The sequence below is a fragment of the Nocardia sp. NBC_01327 genome (assembly GCF_035958815.1).
In the GTDB taxonomy this organism is placed as follows: Bacteria; Actinomycetota; Actinomycetes; order Mycobacteriales; family Mycobacteriaceae; genus Nocardia.
In genome coordinates this window covers 6447285-6468620 of record NZ_CP108383.1, presented here as the reverse complement: position 1 = coordinate 6468620, position 21336 = coordinate 6447285, and the positions used below count along the sequence as shown (strand labels likewise).

Here is a 21336-nt window from a genome sequence, read left to right as displayed (position 1 = left end):
GCCGCGATCGGCCGATCCGCTCAGTGGCGGTGGCTCACCACATTGACGATGCGCCCACTCGGATCGCGTACGAAGAATCTGCGTACGCCCCAGGGTTCGTCCCGCAGGGCATACACGATGTCGGCGCCTGCGGCAGTGAGGGTTTCGTGCACCGCGTCCACATCGGCAACCTCGACGCTGAAGTCCGGCTGCTCGTAGTCCGCCCCCGGCTGGACCAGCGTGACCTGTGCCGTCGGATTCGACGGCGAGGCCATCGTGACCACCCAGCCGAGGTCCATGACCTCTTCGAACCCGATGAGGCCGTAGAACTTTCGACTCTCGGCCAGATCCGCGGTCGTAATGTCGGGCACCACTCGGCGAATGCTCATCCGGCGACCGCCGCCGGCGCGCACAGCATGGTGTCGAGTATCGAGTCCTGCATCCCGACAGTATGCCGCGCGCCCGATATCAGAGCTCGTGCGCGCCCGTGGCCCCTGGTTTCGGCACGGTATCGCCGTGTGGCAGGTCCATGACGGTGTCCCACCAACTGCTCAGCGGACTGGGATCGGGCCACCTGAGCGGCCGATCGCTATTGCCGGTGTGATCGTGCACTGCCTTCTGGGTCATGCGGTCCTCCTAGCCGGCTCGTATGAGCAGCCGTGATGCCTACTGTAGACCTACAGTGTTGACGTGAGGTTACCGGTGCTCTCGACCGCTCCGGGCAGGCGGAGACAGGAGACGAAACCGATCCAGCCGGGATAGCGGATCGAGTGCGCTCCGAAGGATTGGCTGAAGTAGCGGGTGCGGGCGCCGGTCAGGGGGTCGCGCAGCTCCACCGGGATCCGCGCCCGCCCGAAGGCCGCGGCGCTGTGTGCCCACAGGCGGCGGAAGTGCGGGTAGACGCCGTATTCGGTGATCAGTTCGGCGAACCAGGCCGGGCTCCCGGATCCGCCCAGGGTGGCGCGCAGCCGCGACACCGCGAGTGCGGCCTCCTGCTCCCAATCGACCATGACCTGCTTGGAGAGTTCGTTGCCGAACATCCAGTGGACCCAGTTGCCCGTTTCGGTCAGCCCCGGAAGCGCTGCGGCGTAGGCGTTATTGCGCGCCAGCAGATTGAGGCGGATATCGAAGTACGCGGCCGGACCGGGGGAGTGCAGGGCCAGGACGCGGTGCATCCCCGGGGTGATCTCGGCCTGCAATTGCGCCACGGTGGGTACCGCGGTTTCGGCCAGACCCGCCAGATCGTGCAGATGCCTGCGCTCGGTGTCCGACAGCGTGACGACCGTATCCAGTTGCTGTACCAGCGCTTTCACCACCGAATGCGTCGGACGCTCGCGCTGCCCCTGTTCCAGGTGGGTGAGGTAGCTGACGCTCACGCCGGCCGCGAAGGCCAGTCGCTCGCGGGAAATCTGCCGCGCGTCCCGGAGTCTGCGCAGCAACTGCCCGAGAGTGGGTGGCTGCGGCGGATATTCGTGATCCGCGGTCTGCTGGACAGTCACGGCGCATCACTCCTGGAACGACGAACTAGCTGGTGAAGAAGATTTCGACCACCCTTTTATCCGTACCATATCGGCCGTCCGGGTGGTGCACACGCCTCACCCCGAGTGCGGCGGGCGGTAGCAAACTGTTTGCAGCCATCCCAGGCCGGATGTCCCGCAATTACGCGACGAGGGTGAGGTGCGGCTGTGCGATTCGGCCGGTGCCGCCTGCCCGGGTCATCAGGCGGGCGATCGCCTCAGCCACGTGTACCGGCTGTTCGAGAATCACGGAGTGACCGGCGCCCTCGATCATCACGAGATCCGAATACTCGACGGCGGCGGCCATCGCGATGGAATGCGAGGGCGGCGTCATCAGATCGGCGGAACCGCACAGCACCAGGGTCGGGATCCGCGACAGGGCGGGCAGGGTGCCGGTTCGGTCGTAATGCGGGAACGAGCTCAGGAAACTCGCCATGGTCACGATCGGCGTCTCGTTGTGCATCGCATTGGCGAGGCTGCGCACGCGCACGCTGACCTTGCGATTGCCGAATTCGGCGGTGCGGATGACCGGTGCGAAGACCTTGCAGGCCACCAGCTTCGCGTGCTGCATCAGGCGCGGGGCATAGCGGACGGCGCTCTGGAATGCCGAGACGATCGGATTGCGCAGGAGGCGGCCGAAACCGGCGTCGGCGAGCCCGCTCGCGGCGGTCGCGATCAGTGCCACGCCGGCTATGCGGGTGCCGACCTCGTGCGGGTTCTGGCTGATATAGGTCAGCACGGTCATACCGCCCATCGAATGGCCGACGAGGACCACCGGTCCGGTGGGAGCGACGGTGTCGAGGACCTCGCGCAGGTCATAGCCCAGTTGCGCGAGGTTGTAGGTCTGCCGGGGTGCGTTGGCGGAGTCGCCGTGGCCGCGGTGGTCGTAGCAGACGACCCGGGCGCCGGGATACTGCCGCAGCAGCGCGTCGCGGACGTCGGTCCAGGACTCGGTGCGCTGGCAATGCCCGTGCAGCAGAACGACGGTGAGGTCCGCTCCGCGCGGGCCGTATTCGCGAACCGCGAGTGCCACCCGATCCCGCGTCGAGACCGTGACACGACGTTCGGCCGAGGCGGCGATCAGGCTGGATATCGACATTGCGGGCTCCGGTTCGCTGGTGATGACCTAACTGTCCGCCCCGGGCGCCCTCGGTATCAGGACCCCGAGAGCTGGGGTCGTTCCCCCGAGGGGGAGGAGATCACCACCCTGGGTGGGTGCCTCGCCGCCCGGGCGCCGAGATGTTCGCGTAGCTGCGCCGGTGGTGATTTAGGCTGGGGACGTGAGTGAGGCGACGACTCCGGGGGCACAGGGCGATTCCGGCTTCGAGCTGGGTACCGACGGTCCGCTGGTGATCGCGGTCGGGGTCGACGGCTCCGAATCCTCGTGGCGGGCAGCGGCTTACGCGGCCGGGCTCGCGCGGCGGCAGCACGCGCTGCTCGCGGTGGTGTATGTCCAACCGTGGATGGCCATGGCTGCCGGATTGGGGACCGACGTCCGGTCGGTGACCTCCGAAATAGCCGATGAGCTGGTCGGCGAGATCCGCGAAGCCGTCGAGCGGGTCAAGGATATCTACACCATCCGCTGGAAGTTCCTCACCAGGCACGGCGACGCCTATGCCGAACTGGCCAAGGCCGCAGACGAACTCGGCGCCGATGCGGTGGTCGTCGGCGCCTCGCAGCAGGCGGGGCACCGGCTGGTGGGCTCGGTGGCCATGCGGCTGGTGAGATCGGGTCGCTGGCCGGTGACTGTCGTACCGTAGCGGGCGTGACGGAAGCTCGACACGAGGCGCACGAGCGGGCCAGCTGGGCGGAGTTGTTCTTCGATCTGGTGCTGGTGTTCGCGGTGACTCAGGCGGCGCATGTGCCGGTGGTGGAACAAAGTTGGACAGCGGTGGGCCAGACGGTGCTGTTGCTCGCGATCATGTGGTGGTCGTGGGTCGGTACCACCCTGACCGTGCACGGGATCGAGGATTCGGACAGGCAGCGGATCTTCTTGTTCGCCTGCGGTTTATGCGTCTTCGTCATCGCGATCACCGCACCGCACGCGTTCACCGGATACGCCCAGCCCCTGATACTCGCCGTGGCGCATCTGGTGCTGCGGTTGCTGCTGTGGGACGCGATGCGGCGCAAGGGCTCGTTCGCGCACGCCGGGACGCTCGGCAATTGGTTCAACCCGTACACCGTGACCGTCCTCAGCGCCCTGCTGCTGGTGGCGGCGGCGCTCGCGCCCCCGGGAGGAATTCGCAACGGGCTCTGGATCATTGCGGTCCTGCTGGCCTTCGCCGGTCCGGCGCTGCTGGCGCGCCGGCTCGGGACCGTGCAGTTCGGGGCCACCCATCTGCCCGAACGGTTCGGCACCTTCGTCATCATCGCGCTCGGTGAGATGGTGGCCTCGGTCGGTTCCGAAGCGGCACAGGCGAATCTCGGGGTGGTGTCCTGGGGCAGCGTGGTGCTGACCTTCGTCCTCGGTTGCGGGCTGTGGTGGCTGTACTTCGCGTACGGGTTCTCGGCCGTGGAGCATTCGCTGCGCACCAATCAGGTGCGCGGCACCGTGGTGCGGGATGTGCTCAGCTACGGGCACGTACTCCTGGTGATCGGCCTGGTCCTGGTCTCGGTGGGCGCGCGCACCATGGTCGAGCACCCGACGGCGATTGCGCACGGGGTCACCGGATATCTGCTGCCGCTGGGCGCGGCGCTGTACGTATCGGCCTTCTGTTTCAACCGCTGGCGGATGTTCGGCGCGGCCACGGTGGGCAGGACCACCGGGGCCGCGGTGCTCGCCGTCCTGGCGGTCGCCGCGCCGCTGCTGCCGGAAATCGTGATGCTCTCGCTGGTGACCGCGATTCTGCTCGCGCTCAACGGTTACGAACACTGGACGGTCACTACGGGAAGGCCGCTGCTCCTGCTTCGCCGAGCGGCGGTCTAGCTCCTGCGGCGCGGCCGGGTAGCGTCGGAACCGGATGTCGAGGCCACTGTGACGCAGAGGAGGATCGCGATGGTTGTCAACCGGCCGATCGTTGTCGGGATCGATGGTTCGGATGCCGCCCTGACCTCGGTGCGCTGGGCCGCGGTCGATGCCGCGCGGCACGGCTGCCCGCTGCACCTCGTTTATGCCGGAGTGCCGGAGCAGGACGCCCCGATCTCCGCGGACCAGGCGATCCTGCGGCGTGACGGGGATGTTGTCGTCAAGCAGGCGACGGAGGCGGCAATCGCGGCCGCCGCACCGGTGGGGACGGTGGATATCGAGACCTTTGTGGTCGATACGCCGTCGATCTCCGTCCTGGTCGACCTTTCGGAGAATGCCAGGCTCCTGGTAGTCGGCGCGGGCGGGCACGGCCCCGGTGTGCTGGGTTCGGTGAGCAGTGCGGTGGCGCGCCGGGCGCACTGTCCGGTCGCGGTGATTCCCGCCACGTCCGTCGACAGCGGTGCGAAGCCCGGTCCGGTGGTGGTCGGCGTCGACGGATCGGCGTACAGCACCGTGGCCATTCAGATCGCGTTCGACGAAGCGTCCTCGCGCTCGGCGGAACTTGTCGCCGTGCACGCCTGGACACGACCTATGCTGCACGGCACCCGCCCTGAGCTGGAGGAAGAGCCCGAGGCACTGCTGGCGGCGAACCTCGCCGGTTACGGCGAACGGTATCCCGATGTCGTGGTGCACCGGGCCGTCGTCGAGGGCTACGCGGTCGATCATCTGATCGAGCGAGCCGCGAATGCGCAGCTCATGGTGCTCGGCAGCCACGGCCGGAACGCCTTGTCCGCCATGATTATCGGCTCCACCAGCCAGGCGGTGCTGGACGAGATCGGCTGCCCGACCATTATCGCCCGCCCGTCGACCGGTAACAGGGACTGACGCCGCACCTCGCGATGCTGTTCTGCGCCAGCGACTGTCGGTCCGCTGTCGTCGCGCCGAACGTTCGGTGAACAATGGCAGCAATGGAGCAAACGGGACGGATGTCGCGCCCGGTCAGCGTTTTGCCGCCCTTCCCGTTCGGGTAGCGCACCGGCAATCTGATCGGTGCGCAACGAAACAGGCTCTCCGGGAGGTACTCTCGTTGAGATGGGATATCGTGCACTGTTTGCGCTGGTATGTACCGCTTTGGCTGCACTGTGCGCGGTCACCGTACCCGGGAGTGCGTCCGCTGATCCCGGGCTACCATCTGTCGGCGGCAATTTCCTGTGGGGTGTCTCGAGTTCCGGGTTCCAGAGCGAAGGCTCCGCGCCCGATAGCAATTGGAGCCGATACGCCGGATCCGGCCGCGCCGACGCCTACCGCGATTCCGTCGATTTCTTTCATCGCTACGGTGAGGACATCCAGCATGCGGCCGATATCGGTGTCGGGGTCTACCGGATCAGCGTGGAATGGGCGCGCGTGCAGCCGAGTCCGGGCGACTGGGATTTCTCCTTCTACGACAGTGTGATCGCGCGCATCCGTGCGGCCGGGATGCGGCCGATGATCACCCTGGACCACTGGGTGTTCCCGGGGTGGGAGGTCGATCGCGGCGGCTGGCGCAATCCGGGCATGGTCAATGACTGGCTCACGAATGCCCGTGCGGTGGTGGATCGCTATGCCGGATCCGATCCGCTGTGGGTCACGTTCAACGAGCCGCTGGCGTATGTGGGACAGGAGCAGCGGATCGGCGATATCAGCGCGCTCGATGTCGCGCCCATGATCGATCGGATGGTCACCGCGCACCGCGGGATCTACGACTACATCCACTCCCGGCAGTCCGATGCGATGGTCACCAGCAATATCGCCTACTCCGATATCGGTGCGGCGCAGGCCGATGCGTCCTTCGTCGACCGGATCGCCGATAAGCTCGACTACGTCGGCATCGATTACTACTACGGCGGATCGCTGAGCAATCCGCCGAATCTGGCTGCGATGCTGACCAATCAGCCGTCGAGCCTCGTGCTCGAGCCCGAGGGCATCTACTACGTGCTGCGCAGATACGCGCAGAAGTTCCCGGGCCGCCCGCTCTACATCGTCGAGAACGGTATGCCCTCCGATAACGGCTCACCCACCACCGACGGCATGACCCGCGCGGATGACCTGCGCGACACCGTCTACTGGGTGCAGCGCGCGAAGGCCGACGGCATGAACGTCATGGGCTACAACTACTGGAGCATTACCGACAACTACGAATGGGGCAGTTACTCACCGCGTTTCGGCCTCTACACCGTCGACGTCACCACCGACCCCGGCCTGACCCGCCACCCCACCGACGCGGTCGGCGCGTACCACGACATCGCCACCTCCGGCGGAGTCCCGGCGGGCTACCTGCCCACCCGCGCCCCGGCACTCTGCTCACTGCAGGACCTGCCCTCGAGCTGCATCGCCCCGGTCACCGTCCCCGGTCGCTGACTCCGCGCGCAGAGTCAGCGCCGAGGCGCTCGCGGTCTCTCAGGTGAACAGCGAGCCGGTCTGCGGATTGATCCACAGGGGCAGTCCGTCGGCGAGACACACACTGCCGGAATTGATTCCGACGCGGTGGACGTCGATATCGAGGTGCCCGGTCGCGGTATAGCCGTCCGGCTTGTGCTGCCGCACCTCGATGGTGTGCCAGCCCAGATTGCCGGGGGTCCACAGCACCTGCGGATCCCCGTTCGGATCGAGCGTCACAGGTTGCAACGGCGCGCCATTGTCGGTGATCTCGAACGCACTGCCGGCCGGGTCGGTGATACCCGCCTCGATGGTCTGCGGGCAGCCCATGACCGGACCCTGGCTACCGGTGTTGTAGACGATGACGCCGACGATCTCCGCGCCGGGGTGATTCATCTCGGCTCAGCGGGGCAATCATGGCGTGAGCGGGCCAGCCGTATCGGACGATCGACCGCCCGGAAGGAACCATGGACAACTCGACCTCCCTTGCGGGCCGGATCGCGCAGAACAGTGTCTTCGAGCGTTTCGCGCGGGCCGGCTTCGTCATGAGCGGCATCGTCCATCTGCTGATCGGCTATCTCGCCATCCGCATCGCGTTCGGCGGTGCGAGCGATACCGCCGATCAGTCCGGCGCCATGACGGAGCTGGCCGGCAAGCCGGGCGGCACTGTCGCGCTCTGGATCGGCGTGATCGCCTTCCTGATGATGGCGCTGTGGCGGCTCGCCGAAGCTGCGCTCGGCAGTGCGTCCCAACCCGATGCCGACAGCAAGAAGGCCGAGGCGGTCGATCGCTTCAAGGCATTCTGCGTGGCAGTGGTCTACTTCGCATTCGCCTTCTCCGCGTGGGGATTCGCCCGTGGCCGGGGCAAGTCCAGCGGTGCGCAGAGTGCGGGGCTCACCGCTCGCCTGATGCACTCCACGCCGGGCACGATCTGCCTGATCGTGGGCGGGCTCATCATCATCGGGATCGGCGGGTATCACTTCTACAAGGGGTTCAGCCGGAACTTCCTACAGGACCTGAAGGGCGCCACCAGTGCTTTCGTGCGCAGGCTCGGCACGATCGGGTATATCGCGAAGGGCCTGGCCATTGCCGCCGCCGGACTGCTGATCATCCTCGCCGCGACCCAGTCCCAGCCGAACAAGGCCACCGGACTCGACGGCGCGTTCAAAACCCTTGGCGCACAACCCTATGGCGCGGTCATGCTCGTCGTGGCGGGTCTGGGCATCATCACCTACGGCCTCTACAGCTTCGCCATGGCCCGGTACACCAAGATGTAGCCGGGCGTGGCCGACCCGAAATCACCTGGGCGGCAGGTGAAAGTGCAGGAGCGCGGAGACCACTTTCCGGGCATCGGCTCGCTTTTTGGGATCATGGGCGAGCACCGCCGTCGCGACGGCGAGAAGCATGGCGATCGACCAGAGCGAAGCCATGAGTACGAGTACCAGTTGGGTGTCGAATAGCATTGTGGCTCCCGCCGATTCGCCATCGCATCGGCCGTCCGGCACGGAATGTGCCGAGGCCGGCGACGGTTCGTATTCAGGCTAGGCAGGCGCGCGGGCGCTATCGCTCATCCGCGTTGGCGGATATTCGGCCCCTGCGGTGGGGGAACGGCGCGATGGTGGGAATTGATCCAATTCGCCGATGACATTCGGCGCCAATCGAATCTGGTGATTCTGTTCCAAACTATCTGGGACGAGCTATTGGGGATGCGGTGACGGCTCGCGCCGGATGAGCCGGTACACGGCCTGGCCGTCGGCCGCCCGGCGGCACGACACCGCGTGGAAGCCGTCCGTGATGAGATGGCCGAGTACCGCGCAAATCCGCTGCTGCCGCACGACGAGGTCGCGGCTGGGATGCTCGCCGTACACCGAGGGCACCGCGAGCAGCACCGTTCCGCTTCGGGGATCGATGGCGGGGTTCCCGATATCGAGGCCGGCGGGCGGTGGCGGCCAGGGCCGGTGCGGCGGTGCGGTCAGGTCCCACTGGGCCAGAATGCGGTCGGTGGGGCGGCCCCGATCGCGTCCAGTGTCCTCGACGCCGTACAGATTCGGCGCGAATCCGCGGCTGCGGGCGCCGAGTACATCGAGGTAGAAGTAGGCATTGTCGGTGCGCAGCGGATCATAGGCCCAGCGCACGGTATCGACGCCGCGGGCGAGTGAGATATCGCGCAGGCGATGCATCAGGACCCGGCCGACCCCGAGGTTCCGTAGCTCCGCGCGGACCACCAGTAACTCCATATAGTGATAGAGGGAGGCAGCGTGGCCCTCGTCGGTCAGGTCACGGCCCAGGAAGGTGTAACTGAACCCAGCTAATAGCCCATTAACCTTGGCGCCGAGCACAATTCCGCCATTGTGGGTGAGCGCTGCGAGCAGTCGAGAACTCGGGGCGGGATCGTCGGACTTCAAGCCGAACACGTCCCGGTACAAGGTGATCGGGTCGGACCAGCTATCGAGCTCGTTCAGCTCGTTGACTTTGATGAATTCGGTCATGGCTGCCATAACGCGAAAGTGTTGCTCAAAAGGATCATGAAACCGTACCTGCCCCCGGTCATTCACCGATCAGTTATTGATAGGTTAACTTCGGGGACAATGCATTTCGATGTGCTAATTCGTGGCGGCCTGATATTAGACGGAACTGGTCGCCCTGGCTACCGTGCAGACATCGGCATTGTCGGCGATCGGATGCGGGAGATCGGCGCCTGCGACGGAGCGCATGCGCGGCACGAGATCGATGCGTCGGGGCGCTATGTGGTCCCCGGATTCATCGATGCTCATTTGCATGCCGATGCGGTCATCCATGAGCAGGGCCCGCAGTTGGCGCTGCTGCGGCAGGGCGTGACGACCGTCGTCCTGGGGCAGGACGGATTGTCCTTCGCACCGGCCACCCCGGCGGCATTGGCCTGGGTATCAAGGTATTTCGCCGCGGTCAACGGCTATCGGGCCACCAGACCGGAGGAGACCGATTCGGCGCCGAGCGATTCCGGGCAGGTGCTGACCGTCGCGGAACTGCTCGACGGCTACCGGGGTACGACGGCGGTGAACACGGTCTATCTGGTGCCGCACGGCACAGTGCGCTACAGCGTCATGCGGGGATCGCCGAAGGCGCCCGACGAGGACCAGCTGGCGGCCATGGTCCGGCTCGTCGAGGAGGGCATCGACCAAGGCGCAGCAGGCATTTCGTCGGGTCTGGGATATCTGCCGGGCCGCTTCGCGACGGTGCACGAACTCGCCGCGCTCTGCGCTCCGGCCGCGCGCCGGGGGCTGCCCTACGTCACCCATATGCGCGGGTACGGTCGGCAGGCCGATCTGGGCATGGTGGAGGCCTGCGCGATCGGCCGCGAAGCGCGCACAGCCGTGCATGTTTCGCACTATCACGGTCCGAGCGCTCAGCTGGTCGGGCTGGTGGACGCCGCCCGCCGCAGCGGTATCGACATCACCTTCGACACCTATCCGTACGGGCGTGGCTGCAGCATCCTGGCGCGCATGCTGCCGGACTGGTTCGGCGGCGCCGAACTCGACCACGTGCTCGATCGATTGACCGATCGTGGTGCGCGCCGGCGGTTCGCCGCGGAGAGCGATCCCGCGCAGTGGCGGACATTGACGCTCTCGCATGTGCCCTCCGGGTCGTACCGGTGGGCGATCGGAATGCGGATTTCCGATGCCGCCGACGCGGCCGGTGTCGATCCCGCCGATCTGTGCGCCGACGTACTCGTCGATACCGCACTTGACGCCGGTGTGGTGATCGATTTCTCCGAGGACGAGGAATCGATTCGAGAATTGTTGCGCCACAATGCGCATATGGGTGGGTCGGACGGCATCTATATCGGCGAGCAACCACATCCGCGCGGTTACGGCACCTTCGCCCGGCTGATCCGCAGACATGTCATCGAGCTCGGGGACTGGACCTGGGAGGAAGCCGTGATGCACCTGTCCGCCCGCCCGGCCGCGCGATTCCGGCTGCACGATCGCGGCACCATTGCGCTCGGCCAAGCGGCTGATCTAATTGTTATCGATCCGGCCGCGATCAGCGATCACGCCACATATATCAGACCATTCCGTTTGGCCACCGGAATCGATGATGTTGTTGTCGCGGGTATTCCGGTTTTGTACCGAGGTCATCTCACCGGACGATTGCCGGGTGTTCCCCTCTATCCGGGGTGAGATTGTTGGAGCAGAATAGCTTCCGATATGGATCACCGAATACTCACCGCTGGAGAGCGAATCGAGCTGCGTCGCCGACGACTCGGCTTGTCGCGGAGGGTGGTTGCGCAACTGTCCGGCCGCAGCGAGGAGTGGTTGCGCCAGGTGGAAGTCGGCCGCTGCCGCCTCGACAGCATCGAAATGGCCACGCGGCTGGCCGAAGTCCTGCATTTCGAGAGTCCGATGGAACTGGTCGGCTGGTCGTCGCTGAATCGGCCGATCGCTCACGATGTGGGGCTGGACATGGCGCCGCTCACCCGCGCGGTGATGAACCATCCCTCCGTACATCCGGATATCGATCTCGAATCGGGCTCGCCGACAATCGATTCCGTGCGCGATGGGCTGGAGCAGTGCTGGCGGGTGTGGCTCGGCTCGCCCGGCCGGTATACGGAACTGGCCGCGCAGCTGCCGCGGGTGCTGGTGGCGGCGCGAGTGGTTCGCGCTGCGGCGCAGTCGGATTCGACACGGCCGGTCGAGGAGTCGGGCCGGCTGCTTGTCGACGCGTATCAGCTGGCCCGGCTGTTGTTCACCCGTGTCGGTGAGCACAATCTCGCGTGGCTGGTCGCGGATCGGCCCATCGGCATTCTGGCCCGCAACTCCGAGCCGCTCGCCATCTCGATCAGCTGCTGGCATATGACCAGTGTGCTGCTGGCAATGGGTTATCACGCAGAGAGTTTCGACTACGCGACCACCGCGTCGAACTGGCTGCGGCTGAACGCCGGGGACGATAGGCGCGCGGCTTTCGTCGATGGTGCGCTGCTGCTGGTGGCCGCCGAGGCGGCGGCCGCGCGGCTGGACGCCGACGGTGCCGAGGCGCTGCTCGCGGAGGCGGGGCAGCTGGCGGAGGAGCTCGGACCGGACTCCTCGGATCGGCGAGTTCGCTTCGGGGTCAAGGAGACCGCGATCACCGGAATGGATATCAACCTGCGCCTGGGACGGGTGGACGACGCCATCCGATTGGCGGCAGAGACCGATATTCCGGATGATTCCGCCATCGATGTGCGAGTCGGGTACTTCCTGACCACCGCCTACGCCTACAGCCTGCGCGGTGAGGATTTCGCCGCGGTGTTCGCGCTACAGCAGGTCGAGCGGGCCTGTGCGGAGGATATTCGCTACGACTGGCGCGCTCATCGCACGCTGCAGAAACTGGCGCGCCACGATCATCACCTGATCAGGCGTGATCTGGCCAAACTGCTCGCACTGGCAACTCTCGGCTGAGGCGGCCGATCTCATCCGGAGATGATGGGCGCCAGGTACTTTCGCGCGAAGGCGTCGAGTTCCTCGCTGGTGCCGAGCGCGGTGGTGCCCTCCGGTTGCAGCACGAGCGAGTGGACGATTCGGCAGATGATCTCCGCGCGGGTGACCATATCGGCGGAATCCGCGAGCAAGCCGTCCTCGACCGCGCGCTGCAGCGCGCCCGTGGTCGCCGCGAGCGCCATGACGAAGGTAGGTCCGCCCTCGGTGGTGAGTTGCGGCAGAACCCGTTCCGGTTCTAGGGCCAGCATCTTGTTGAGCAGGGGATGGGTGCGCCAGCGGGTGACGACCGTGACGAAGATATCGGCGACCAGGTCCTCGAGGGTCCGGTGGCGTTCGGGGATCTCGGCCAGTTCGGCCAGCACCCGCGCGACCTCGCGGGTCGTGACGTGCTGTACGACATCATCGCGGGAGCCGACCCGGCGGTAGACGGTCACGCGGTCGACGCCGGCGCGGCGCGCGATGTCCTCGATGGTCGTCTTCTTGATACCCACTTGCTCGAATTGGACCAGCGCGGCGTCGAGGATGCGCGATTCGACGGAATCGGCTGCTTCGAGGGCGTTCTTCGAGGTCATAGGCGGAGTGGTCACCCTTCGACGCTAGCAGAAATCACGCCCTCTGCAACATTCTGGAGCAATTTGTTGCTGATACATTGCAATGCAATTTGTTGCGCTGTACGTTCAGGGCATGGCTGACAAGGCTGGTGCGACGAGGCACCACTACGGCGACGAAGCGCATGCGATTCATGCTCGCGACGTCCATTTCGACTTCGCGTCGGTGCCGATGCACTACATCCCCGGCGAGGTGCTGGCCACCCATATCGTCAATGTGATGCACCTGGTGCTCCCGGAGGGGGAGCGGGCGATGGCGAACTGCCTCGCCGAGGCATTGCCGCTGATCGAGGACGAGCGGCTGCGCGAGGAGGTCGCGGGATTCATCGGCCAGGAGTCGATGCACGCCAGCAGTCACGAAGGCGCCCGCCGGCATCTGCAATCGATCGGGCTCGATGTCGAGTCCTACGTGAATATGGTTGCGTGGCTGGTGGATCGGGTGCTGGGCGATCACGGTCTGACCGGTCGCGCGAAACAGGAGTGGCTCAAGGAGCGGCTCGGATTGTTCGCAGGTATGGAGCACTACACCGCCGTTCTGGGCGAATGGTTGCTGAAGGCCGACATTCTCGAAGCGAAGGGCATGCATCCGGCGATGCTGGACCTGGTGCGCTGGCACGGCGCCGAAGAGGTCGAGCACCGGAGTGTCGTCTACGACGCGTACATGTACGTCGACGGCAGTTACGCGCGGAAGGCCCGGACCGCGGTGCTGGCCAGCGCGACGCTGCTGCCGCTGTTCATCGTGTCGACGGCGTACCTCTACCGGCAGGATCCGCAGCCGGACAAGGGCAGGTTCTGGCCGCTGCAGTTCGTCACTGCGACTGTGCGCGGGGTCATTCCGAGCTTCACGACGTTCTTCACCGAGATGCCGCGGTATCTGCGCCCGGGTTTCCACCCCTCGCAGCTCGGGCCCATGGATGTCGCCCTGCGGTATCTGGCGCAGTCGCCGGCGGCGCGAGCGGCGCAGTGACTGCCGTGGTGAAGGAGTACAGGCCGCCGGCGACGATGCGCGCTCTGGTTGCCGCCATGGACACCTATAAGCGGGTATTCGTCTCCGGCGGGTCCGCGCGTATGCTGTCGCGTCCGAATCCGGTGCGGCGCAGCGGGTTCGAGCTGGATCTGATTGTCGACGAGGTGCGCGCCGAGGCCGCGGACGTCATAAGTCTGAGCCTGGTCGCGGGAAATGGTGCGCGGCTGCCCGCCTGGACGCCGGGATCGCATCTGGATGTGTTCCTGCCGTCGGGCCGCCAGCGGCAGTATTCGCTGTGCGGTGATCCGGCGGACCGGCTGCGGTATCGGATCGCGGTCCGGCATATCCACGAGGGCGGCGGCGGATCCCGTGAGGTGCACGAGGTCCTGCGCGCGGGGCATCCCCTGCGAATTCGCGGACCGCGCAATGCCTTCGCGTTCGTCGAAGCGCCCTCGTATCTGTTTGTCGCCGGTGGCATCGGCATCACGCCCATCCTGCCGATGGTGCGGGCGGCCGATGCCGCCGGAACCCGCTGGAAGATGGTCTATCTCGGCAGGTCGCGCGCGACCATGCCGTTTCTGGACGAGCTGAGTGCGTGCACCGGTGGCGAGATAGACATCCGTCCGGATGACGAATTCGGCGTCCCGGATATCGAAGAGTTGCTCGGTCGCGCGGAACCCGGTGCGGCGGTGTACGTCTGCGGACCGCCGCCGGTGCTGGCCGCAGCGGAGCGCACGGCGTTCGTGGTCAACCCGGCAGGATCGCTGCACACCGAACGTTTTTCGGCATTGCCGGTGATCGACGGCAAGGAGTTCGACCTCCGGCTGGCGCGGACCGGGACCACGGTGCGCGTCGGTGCGGAGGAGACCGCGCTCGCCGCGATTCGCCGCGCGCTTCCCGGGGTGGTCTACTCCTGCCAGCAGGGCTTCTGCGGCACCTGCAAAGTGGCGGTGCTCGCGGGAGCCGTCGAGCACCGCGACCGCACCCTGCCCGATTCCGAGCGTGCGACCTCCATGCTCACCTGCGTATCCCGAGCGGCCGACGACGGTCTTGTGCTCGACCTCTGACCGCTCGACCTCTAGAAAGGACGACGACGTCCATGGAAACTCAGACCGGATCGACCGAGCACAGGAATATCGTGATCATCGGCGCCGGGTTCGCGGGCATCGGGCTCGCGATCAAGTTGCGCGAGGCCGGTTTCGACGATCTGGTGATTCTGGAGCGCGCCGGCGACCTCGGTGGCACCTGGCAGGCGAACACCTATCCCGGCTGCGCGTGTGATGTCCCATCGCAGCTGTACAGCTATTCGTTCGCGCCGAACCCGAACTGGTCTCGGACCTACGGCAGGCAGCGCGAGATTCTCGAATACCTGCGTTCGGTGGCCCACCGGAACAATGTCGCCGGCCGAATCCGTTATGGCGCTGAGGTTGTGCGGGCGGCATGGGACGAGGACGCGTCGATCTGGCGGGTGGAGACCATCGCCGGTCTGCTGACGGCGGACTTCGTCATCTCCGCGACCGGCGTGTTCAGCGATGCGAAGTATCCCTCGCTGCCGGGTCTGGAAACTTTCCAGGGCAAGAGCTTTCACTCGCTGCACTGGGATCACGACCACGATCTGACAGGGGAGCGGGTGGCGGTGATCGGCACCGGCGCCTCGGCGGTGCAGTTCGTGCCCGAGATCCAGCCGAAGGTCGCCGCACTCACGCTGTTCCAGCGTTCGGCGCCATGGATAGTGCCGCGGATGGACCGCACCACCTCCGCGCTGGAACGGTCGCTGCTGCGCCGGGTGCCCGCGGTGGGCAAGGCCATTCGCGGGGGCTACTACACGCTGATCGAGGGATTCGGGTTGATCGGCTTCGTGGACAACAGATTCCGGCACCCGTACGAACTGCTGGGCAAGATGCAGCTGCGCCGTCAGGTCGGTGATCCCGAGCTGCGCCGGAAGCTGACGCCCGACTACATGATCGGCTGCAAGCGCGCGATCTTCTCCGATGCCTATCTGCCCGCGCTCGATCAGGACAATGTCGAGGTTGTCACCACCGGAATCGCGGAGGTGCGAGCGCACTCGATCGTGACGCGCGATGGTGTCGAGCATCCGGTCGACACCATCATCTACGGAACGGGTTTCGAATCCGCTCCGGGCGCGTTCGAACGATTCACCGGGCGCGACGGCATCACCGCCGCCGAGGTGTATGCCAAACGGCCGCAAAGCTATCTGGGCGCGGCACTCGCCGGATTCCCGAACTTCTTCTGCACGCTGGGCCCGTTCGGTGCGGCGGGAAATCAGTCGGCGGTCTTCATGATCGAGTCTCAGGTCGCCTATATCGTGGACGCCTTGCGCACCATGCGGGAGCGTGGGGCTCAACGTGTCGAGGTGCGGCCGGAGGTGCAGGAGGCGTTCCTGGACGAGATGGCGGAACGCAGTCGTTCGACGGTATGGCTCACCGGCGGATGCCAGAGTTACTACACGACGGCCGACGGCCACAATGCGGGTCTGTATCCGAACTGGAGTTTCGAATACCGCCGCCGCACAAGCCGATTCGATATCGATTCTTATGAGGTGAGTGCGTGATGGGCATCGGTGTGTGGAACCCGCTCGGCTGGACCGCGGGCCCGTCCTACGACGTGAGCGGCAAGGCGGTCTTGATCACCGGCGCCGGTCAGGGCATCGGCTTGGAGCTGGCGCGGATTCTGTACGCGCGCGGCGCGTCGGTGGCACTGGCCGATATCGATGAGCGGGGCGCCCGTGCCGCGGCCGACGCGCTCGGTGGGCGTGCGCTGGCGATCACCGCCGATGTCGCCGATCGTACGGCGATGGAGCAGGTGGCCACCCGCGTGGTGGAGCGCTTCGGACGGCTGGACGTCGTTGTCGCCAATGCCGGTATCGTGCCCAAGCCCGCGACACTGCGCGTCATGAACGGCCGCGACTTCGATCGAGTGATCGGCGTCAATCTCACCGGGGTGTTCAATACCGTGCGCCCCGCGCTCGAGCACGTCATTGCCGCGAAAGGTCATGTGGTCGTGGTCTCTTCGGCCGCCGCGTTCGCACCGGGTGTGGGCGGATCGCCCTACATGATCAGCAAGGCGGCCGTCGAACAACTCGGCCGCGCGCTGCGGGTCGAGCTGGCCGCCGTCGGCGCGAGCGCGGGCGTCGCCTACTTCGGCGTCGTGGAAACCGCGATGACCCATGACACCCTCGATGACGACGAGCTGGGCCGCCGGCTGGGCGATATGCTGCCCTGGCCGCTCAGTGTCCGGATCACCGCACACCAGGCCGCCCTGACGATCGCCGACGGCATCGCCCGCCGCGCACCCCGCACCATCGCCCCGATCGGCTGGGAGCCCTATGCCCTGCTGCGCGGTGCGGTGAACGTCGTACTGGACAGCAAGCTGGCCCGCGACGCCCGGGTGCACGAATTGGTGAACGCGGTCGAACAGCGAGTGCGCGGGGCCGAGCACAGTCGCGGCCGGGCATCGGTGTGACGGAGGCGGTGTGCTGCCGGAGTGACCGGCGTTACAGTGGGGGGAACGTGAAGGACGACTATTGAGCACTGTTGCGCAGGGCAGCCCGTGGGTTGCCGTTCGGCCGGAGGATGACGTCACGCAGCTGGCGGTGCGGATGTCGTTTGCGCACAGCTCATTCATCGAGGGAACCAGGCTGCCGTCGGTACGGCCGAGTGGTGATTCGGTGCGATCGGTGGTGCTCGATTCGTGGCGGCGCAGCCGTAGCAGTGGGGTCGATCCCGACGGATTCGGTGGCGCGGTGGGAATGGCCGGGCTGGATCTACAGCGGTATCGGGCAACACATCCCACCGCGCTGATCCGGCCGGTGGTGCGCAAACTACTGGTCGAGGATGCGTCGGACGCCGGACTGCTGGTCGCGATCAGTGATGCGCGGGGTCGGCTGCTGTGGGTCGAAGGTGATTCCAAGGTCAAGGATCGCGTCGCGGGGATGAACTTCGTCGAGGGCGCGGACTGGAGTGAGGACCGGGTGGGCACCAATGCGCCGGGGACCGCGCTGGCTCTCGATCATCATGTGCAGATCTTCGGGGCGGAGCATTTCAGCCGGGCCGCGCACGAGTTCAGCTGTACGGCCGCACCGGTGCATGATCCGTTGAGCGGCAAGGTCATCGGTGCGATCGATATCACCGGCGGTCCGCGAGTGGCCGCGCCGGAGGTGCTGGCGCTGATCCGGGCGACGGTGGTGGCGGCGGAATCGGAATTGCGACTGCATCTGCTCGGTGCCCCCACGGTCCCCGATCCCACAACGGCACGGTTGCAGGTGCTCGGTCCCGGCCGGCCCGTGCTCACCATTGCCGGTGAGCGAATTCGCCTGTCGCAGCGGCATGCCGAGATTCTGGTGCTGCTGGCCGATCATCCGGAGGGGTTGAGCGCCGACCATCTGAGCATGCTGCTCGACGAGTCCGAACTCGATCCGGTGACCGTGCGTGCGGAAATGTCCCGGGTGCGAAAGATACTGGGCGCGAACGGTTTGGCCTCGAGGCCGTATCGGCTGCTGATGGACCTCGATACCGACCTCGGTGAGGTGCGGCGGGCGCTGGCGCGGGGCGACGCGGCGGCGGCGATGCGCGCGTATCCGGGGCCGGTGCTGCCGCGTTCGCTCGCGCCGGGCATTACCGAGCTGCGCGCGGAACTGCACGGGCGGTTGCGCGCGAGTCTGCTGGCGACCGGCGATCCGCGCCTGCTGGCGCGCTGGACCAGCTGTGTGGACGGGCGCGACGATATTGCCGCGTGGGCCGCCTATCTCGGCTCGATGGATCGCAATTCCTCGGTATATGCCCAGGTGGAAGCGCAGCTGACGCTGCTCGATCGCAAGCTGGGCATCTGACCAGCTTCTTGCAACGGTGCTGCAACATGCTCGCTCGTAGTGTCCTGGGTCACACCTGACTGCCATACCCGTCAGCAGATCGAGGAGCCTTTCGATGACTGTCTTCGCCCGCCCCGGCACCCCCGACGCCGCGATGTCCTTTCCCTCCCGCTACGACAATTGGATCGGTGGCGAATGGGTGGCTCCGGTCAAGGGTCAGTACTTCGAGAACCCGACCCCGGTCACGGGTCAGACGTTCTGTGAAGTCGCCCGCGGGACCGCGGAGGATATCGAGCTCGCCCTGGACGCCGCGCACGCCGCCGCCCCCGCCTGGGGCAAGACCTCGGTGACCGAGCGCGCCCTCGTTCTCAATAAGATCGCCGATCGCATCGAGGCGAATCTCGAGGCCGTGGCGCTGGCCGAGGCCTGGGACAATGGCAAGCCGATCCGCGAGACCATGGCCGCGGACATCCCGCTGGCCATCGACCATCTGCGGTACTTCGCGGGAGCCGTTCGCGCGCAGGAGGGTTCGCTGTCGGAGATCAACTCCGACACCGTCGCCTACCACTTCCACGAGCCGCTCGGCGTTGTCGGGCAGATCATTCCGTGGAACTTCCCGATCCTGATGGCCGTCTGGAAGCTCGCGCCCGCGCTCGCCGCCGGTAATGCGGTGGTGCTCAAGCCCGCCGAGCAGACTCCGGCCTCGATTCTGTTCCTGATGAGCCTCATCGGCGATCTGCTGCCGCCCGGTGTGGTCAATATCGTCAATGGTTTCGGCGTCGAGGCGGGCAAGCCGCTCGCCTCCAGCCCGCGCATCAAGAAGATCGCCTTCACCGGTGAGACCACCACCGGCCGGCTGATCATGCAGTACGCCTCGCAGAACCTGATTCCGGTGACGCTCGAGCTCGGCGGTAAGAGCCCGAACATCTTCTTCTCGGATGTGCTTGCCGCGAACGATGATTTCCAGGACAGCGCGCTCGAGGGCTTCACCATGTTCGCGCTCAATCAGGGCGAGGTCTGCACCTGTCCCTCGCGCGCGCTCATCCAGGCCGATATCTACGACGACTTCCTGAGCGCGGCCGTGGTGCGCACCAAGGCTGTGCGCCAGGGGGATCCGCTCGATACCGAGACCATGATCGGCGCGCAGGCCAGCAATGATCAGCTCGAAAAGATCCTGTCCTACATCGAGATCGGCAAGGCCGAGGGCGCGACCCTGCTCACCGGCGGTGAGCGCGTGGACCTGGGCGGCGACCTGTCCGGCGGCTACTACGTGCAGCCGACCGTGTTCACCGGGAGCAACTCCATGCGGATCTTCCAGGAGGAGATCTTCGGCCCGGTCGTCTCGGTGACCTCCTTCGCCGATTACGACGATGCCATCAAGCTCGCCAATGACACCCTGTACGGGCTCGGCGCGGGCGTCTGGTCGCGGGACGGCGCGGTGGCCTATCGGGCCGGGCGCGATATCCAGGCCGGGCGGGTGTGGACCAATACCTATCACCAGTACCCCGCGCATGCGGCATTCGGCGGCTACAAGCAGTCCGGCATCGGCCGCGAGAACCACCGCATGATGCTCGATCACTACCAGCAGACCAAGAACCTCCTGGTCAGCTATGCAGGGAAGGCTCAGGGCTTCTTCTGATGCCTGCCCCCGCTCCCCGGCGGGCGCGTGCCACCGCGGCGGCGATGGATCTGCTCCGTCGCCTCCGCGATACGCACGGACCGCTCATGCTGCATCAGTCGGGCGGATGCTGTGACGGCTCGGCCCCGATGTGTTACCCCGCAGGCGAATTCATCATCGGCGATCGTGACGTCCTACTCGGACTGCTCGACCTGCGCTTGCGGACCGGTGAGTCGGCGGACTCCGTGCCCGGGCCCGAAGACGTTGTGCAGGTCTGGATTTCGGGTCCGCAGTTCGCCGCGTGGCAGCACACCCAGCTGGTGCTCGACATGGTCCCCGGCCGGGGTTCGGGATTCAGCCTGGAATCGCCGGAGGGCTTCCGATTCCTCAGTCGCGGAAGGGTATTCGATCCACCCGAACTCGACGTCCTGAACACGGTCGCGATCATCACCGGCGCGGACTTCGAGGCGGGCGAGCGACCCGCACCCTCCACCGAACCCCAGGTCGTCGCCGAGGCCGCCGATGCCTGCCCGATTCCGGGCCGCGAAATGCGCTGACGCCGGCCTCGATCAGAGGACAATCGAGGTATGGCATTCAAACCCGAGGGCTGGCCCACGGTGATACCGCGGATCGTTTCGCCGGATCCCGAGAAACTGGTCGCATTCATCAGGGATGTCTTCGATGCCGGGGGCGAATTTCGTCCCGGAGCACCGGCCGAAATGCGCATCGGCGACTCCCTGGTGATGATCAGCGGCAGTGGGCAGCGCGAAGAAATGCCCGCCTTTTTGTACGTCTACGTCGAGGACGCCGACGCCACCTACCTCCGCGCGATCGCCGCCGGCGCGACCTCGCTCGAGGCGCCGGCCCTGACGCCGTACGGTGATCGCCGCGCGATGGTCCGAGACCCGTGGTCCAATACCTGGCAGATCGCGACCCACGACCCGGCCGAATGACATATCCGGCGGGTCAGGTGGCGTGCCGGT

Annotated in this window: 23 protein-coding genes; 15 read left to right on the top strand and 8 right to left on the bottom strand. The window is 66.3% G+C overall.

What is annotated here, in order from left to right; translation table 11 throughout:
• Positions 1–20: 20 nt before the first annotated feature.
• From OG326_RS29785 to OG326_RS29770, 4 genes are all read right to left on the bottom strand, one after another.
• Entirely contained in the window at positions 21–368 is a 348-nt protein-coding gene (locus OG326_RS29785; RefSeq protein WP_327140452.1) for a VOC family protein, read from the bottom strand.
• 79 nt (positions 369–447) lie between these two features.
• Positions 448–606, bottom strand: coding sequence for a hypothetical protein (locus OG326_RS29780; protein ID WP_327140451.1), 159 nt, complete (start codon positions 604–606; stop codon positions 448–450).
• Between the two features lie 50 nt (positions 607–656).
• Positions 657–1478, bottom strand: a complete 822-nt coding sequence (locus OG326_RS29775) for a helix-turn-helix transcriptional regulator (RefSeq protein ID WP_327140450.1) — start codon at positions 1476–1478, stop codon at positions 657–659.
• A 160-nt stretch (positions 1479–1638) separates the two neighbouring features.
• Positions 1639–2595 (bottom strand): alpha/beta fold hydrolase, encoded by a 957-nt coding sequence (locus OG326_RS29770; protein ID WP_327140449.1) that lies wholly within the window; start codon positions 2593–2595, stop codon positions 1639–1641.
• A 181-nt stretch (positions 2596–2776) separates the two neighbouring features.
• On the opposite strand from OG326_RS29770, the gene OG326_RS29765 reads away from it, so the two are divergent.
• From OG326_RS29765 to OG326_RS29750, 4 genes are all read left to right on the top strand, one after another.
• Positions 2777–3256, top strand: coding sequence for a universal stress protein (locus tag OG326_RS29765; RefSeq protein ID WP_327140448.1), 480 nt, complete (start codon positions 2777–2779; stop codon positions 3254–3256).
• A 5-nt stretch (positions 3257–3261) separates the two neighbouring features.
• Positions 3262–4422: a low temperature requirement protein A gene (locus tag OG326_RS29760; RefSeq protein ID WP_327140447.1), complete on the top strand. Its 1161-nt coding sequence runs from the start codon at positions 3262–3264 to the stop codon at positions 4420–4422.
• Positions 4423–4491: 69 nt separating this feature from the next.
• Positions 4492–5346: a universal stress protein gene (locus tag OG326_RS29755; RefSeq protein ID WP_327140446.1), complete on the top strand. Its 855-nt coding sequence runs from the start codon at positions 4492–4494 to the stop codon at positions 5344–5346.
• Between the two features lie 207 nt (positions 5347–5553).
• Positions 5554–6858 (top strand): family 1 glycosylhydrolase, encoded by a 1305-nt coding sequence (locus OG326_RS29750; protein ID WP_327140445.1) that lies wholly within the window; start codon positions 5554–5556, stop codon positions 6856–6858.
• A gap of 39 nt (positions 6859–6897) precedes the next feature.
• On the opposite strand, the gene OG326_RS29745 is transcribed toward OG326_RS29750, so the two are convergent.
• Positions 6898–7272, bottom strand: coding sequence for a hypothetical protein (locus OG326_RS29745; protein WP_327140444.1), 375 nt, complete (start codon positions 7270–7272; stop codon positions 6898–6900).
• Positions 7273–7343: 71 nt separating this feature from the next.
• Between OG326_RS29745 and OG326_RS29740 the strand changes: the two genes are divergently transcribed.
• Complete coding sequence (locus OG326_RS29740; RefSeq protein WP_327140443.1) at positions 7344–8153, top strand: DUF1206 domain-containing protein; 810 nt, start codon at positions 7344–7346, stop codon at positions 8151–8153.
• Positions 8154–8174: 21 nt separating this feature from the next.
• On the opposite strand, the gene OG326_RS29735 is transcribed toward OG326_RS29740, so the two are convergent.
• Together OG326_RS29735 and OG326_RS29730 are read right to left on the bottom strand one after the other, a co-directional pair.
• Positions 8175–8339, bottom strand: a complete 165-nt coding sequence (locus OG326_RS29735; RefSeq protein ID WP_327140442.1) for a hypothetical protein — start codon at positions 8337–8339, stop codon at positions 8175–8177.
• Positions 8340–8573: 234 nt separating this feature from the next.
• Positions 8574–9374: a GNAT family N-acetyltransferase gene (locus OG326_RS29730; RefSeq protein WP_327140441.1), complete on the bottom strand. Its 801-nt coding sequence runs from the start codon at positions 9372–9374 to the stop codon at positions 8574–8576.
• Between the two features lie 183 nt (positions 9375–9557).
• Here OG326_RS29730 and OG326_RS29725 point away from each other — a divergent pair, with 183 nt between their 5' ends.
• Together OG326_RS29725 and OG326_RS29720 are read left to right on the top strand one after the other, a co-directional pair.
• A complete protein-coding gene (locus OG326_RS29725; protein WP_327140440.1) occupies positions 9558–11036 on the top strand; it encodes an N-acyl-D-amino-acid deacylase family protein in 1479 nt (492 codons plus the stop codon).
• Between the two features lie 27 nt (positions 11037–11063).
• Positions 11064–12293 (top strand): helix-turn-helix domain-containing protein, encoded by a 1230-nt coding sequence (locus OG326_RS29720; RefSeq protein ID WP_327140439.1) that lies wholly within the window; start codon positions 11064–11066, stop codon positions 12291–12293.
• A gap of 11 nt (positions 12294–12304) precedes the next feature.
• Here OG326_RS29720 and OG326_RS29715 read toward each other — a convergent pair whose 3' ends face one another.
• Positions 12305–12919, bottom strand: a complete 615-nt coding sequence (locus OG326_RS29715) for a TetR/AcrR family transcriptional regulator (protein WP_327140438.1) — start codon at positions 12917–12919, stop codon at positions 12305–12307.
• A gap of 97 nt (positions 12920–13016) precedes the next feature.
• On the opposite strand from OG326_RS29715, the gene OG326_RS29710 reads away from it, so the two are divergent.
• From OG326_RS29710 to OG326_RS29675, 8 genes are all read left to right on the top strand, one after another.
• A complete protein-coding gene (locus tag OG326_RS29710; RefSeq protein WP_327140437.1) occupies positions 13017–13907 on the top strand; it encodes a metal-dependent hydrolase in 891 nt (296 codons plus the stop codon).
• Between the two features lie 56 nt (positions 13908–13963).
• A complete protein-coding gene (locus tag OG326_RS29705; protein ID WP_327140435.1) occupies positions 13964–14974 on the top strand; it encodes a PDR/VanB family oxidoreductase in 1011 nt (336 codons plus the stop codon).
• A 32-nt stretch (positions 14975–15006) separates the two neighbouring features.
• Positions 15007–16479, top strand: a complete 1473-nt coding sequence (locus OG326_RS29700) for a flavin-containing monooxygenase (protein WP_327140434.1) — start codon at positions 15007–15009, stop codon at positions 16477–16479.
• Positions 16479–17390 carry a short-chain dehydrogenase/reductase gene (locus OG326_RS29695; protein ID WP_327140433.1) on the top strand — a complete coding sequence of 304 codons (912 nt, stop codon included), beginning with the start codon at positions 16479–16481 and terminating at the stop codon, positions 17388–17390. Before OG326_RS29700 ends, OG326_RS29695 begins: the two co-directional genes overlap by 1 nt.
• Before the next feature lie 136 nt (positions 17391–17526).
• Complete coding sequence (locus OG326_RS29690) at positions 17527–18756, top strand: helix-turn-helix domain-containing protein (RefSeq protein ID WP_327146616.1); 1230 nt, start codon at positions 17527–17529, stop codon at positions 18754–18756.
• Positions 18757–18850: 94 nt separating this feature from the next.
• Positions 18851–20374: an aldehyde dehydrogenase gene (adh, locus tag OG326_RS29685; RefSeq protein WP_327140432.1), complete on the top strand. Its 1524-nt coding sequence runs from the start codon at positions 18851–18853 to the stop codon at positions 20372–20374.
• Positions 20371–20910 (top strand): DUF779 domain-containing protein, encoded by a 540-nt coding sequence (locus OG326_RS29680; RefSeq protein WP_442791062.1) that lies wholly within the window; start codon positions 20371–20373, stop codon positions 20908–20910. The genes adh and OG326_RS29680 overlap by 4 nt, the downstream gene beginning before the upstream one ends.
• Before the next feature lie 30 nt (positions 20911–20940).
• Positions 20941–21306: a VOC family protein gene (locus OG326_RS29675; protein ID WP_327140430.1), complete on the top strand. Its 366-nt coding sequence runs from the start codon at positions 20941–20943 to the stop codon at positions 21304–21306.
• The last annotated feature ends 30 nt before the right edge of the window (positions 21307–21336 follow it).

What these genes read in the sequence shown, in the direction of transcription:
- OG326_RS29785 (WP_327140452.1), bottom strand. Translation starts at nt 368, where the DNA reads ATGAGCATTCGCCGAGTGGTGCCCGACATTACGACCGCGGATCTGGCC.
- OG326_RS29780 (WP_327140451.1), bottom strand. Translation starts at nt 606, where the DNA reads ATGACCCAGAAGGCAGTGCACGATCACACCGGCAATAGCGATCGGCCG.
- OG326_RS29770 (WP_327140449.1), bottom strand. Translation starts at nt 2,595, where the DNA reads ATGTCGATATCCAGCCTGATCGCCGCCTCGGCCGAACGTCGTGTCACG.
- OG326_RS29755 (WP_327140446.1), top strand. Translation starts at nt 4,492, where the DNA reads ATGGTTGTCAACCGGCCGATCGTTGTCGGGATCGATGGTTCGGATGCC.
- OG326_RS29750 (WP_327140445.1), top strand. Translation starts at nt 5,554, where the DNA reads ATGGGATATCGTGCACTGTTTGCGCTGGTATGTACCGCTTTGGCTGCA.
- OG326_RS29745 (WP_327140444.1), bottom strand. Translation starts at nt 7,272, where the DNA reads ATGAATCACCCCGGCGCGGAGATCGTCGGCGTCATCGTCTACAACACC.
- OG326_RS29740 (WP_327140443.1), top strand. Translation starts at nt 7,344, where the DNA reads ATGGACAACTCGACCTCCCTTGCGGGCCGGATCGCGCAGAACAGTGTC.
- OG326_RS29735 (WP_327140442.1), bottom strand. Translation starts at nt 8,339, where the DNA reads ATGCTATTCGACACCCAACTGGTACTCGTACTCATGGCTTCGCTCTGG.
- OG326_RS29730 (WP_327140441.1), bottom strand. Translation starts at nt 9,374, where the DNA reads ATGGCAGCCATGACCGAATTCATCAAAGTCAACGAGCTGAACGAGCTC.
- OG326_RS29725 (WP_327140440.1), top strand. Translation starts at nt 9,558, where the DNA reads ATGCGGGAGATCGGCGCCTGCGACGGAGCGCATGCGCGGCACGAGATC.
- OG326_RS29720 (WP_327140439.1), top strand. Translation starts at nt 11,064, where the DNA reads ATGGATCACCGAATACTCACCGCTGGAGAGCGAATCGAGCTGCGTCGC.
- OG326_RS29710 (WP_327140437.1), top strand. Translation starts at nt 13,017, where the DNA reads ATGGCTGACAAGGCTGGTGCGACGAGGCACCACTACGGCGACGAAGCG.
- OG326_RS29705 (WP_327140435.1), top strand. Translation starts at nt 13,964, where the DNA reads ATGGACACCTATAAGCGGGTATTCGTCTCCGGCGGGTCCGCGCGTATG.
- OG326_RS29700 (WP_327140434.1), top strand. Translation starts at nt 15,007, where the DNA reads ATGGAAACTCAGACCGGATCGACCGAGCACAGGAATATCGTGATCATC.
- OG326_RS29695 (WP_327140433.1), top strand. Translation starts at nt 16,479, where the DNA reads ATGGGCATCGGTGTGTGGAACCCGCTCGGCTGGACCGCGGGCCCGTCC.
- OG326_RS29690 (WP_327146616.1), top strand. Translation starts at nt 17,527, where the DNA reads ATGTCGTTTGCGCACAGCTCATTCATCGAGGGAACCAGGCTGCCGTCG.
- adh (WP_327140432.1), top strand. Translation starts at nt 18,851, where the DNA reads ATGACTGTCTTCGCCCGCCCCGGCACCCCCGACGCCGCGATGTCCTTT.
- OG326_RS29675 (WP_327140430.1), top strand. Translation starts at nt 20,941, where the DNA reads ATGGCATTCAAACCCGAGGGCTGGCCCACGGTGATACCGCGGATCGTT.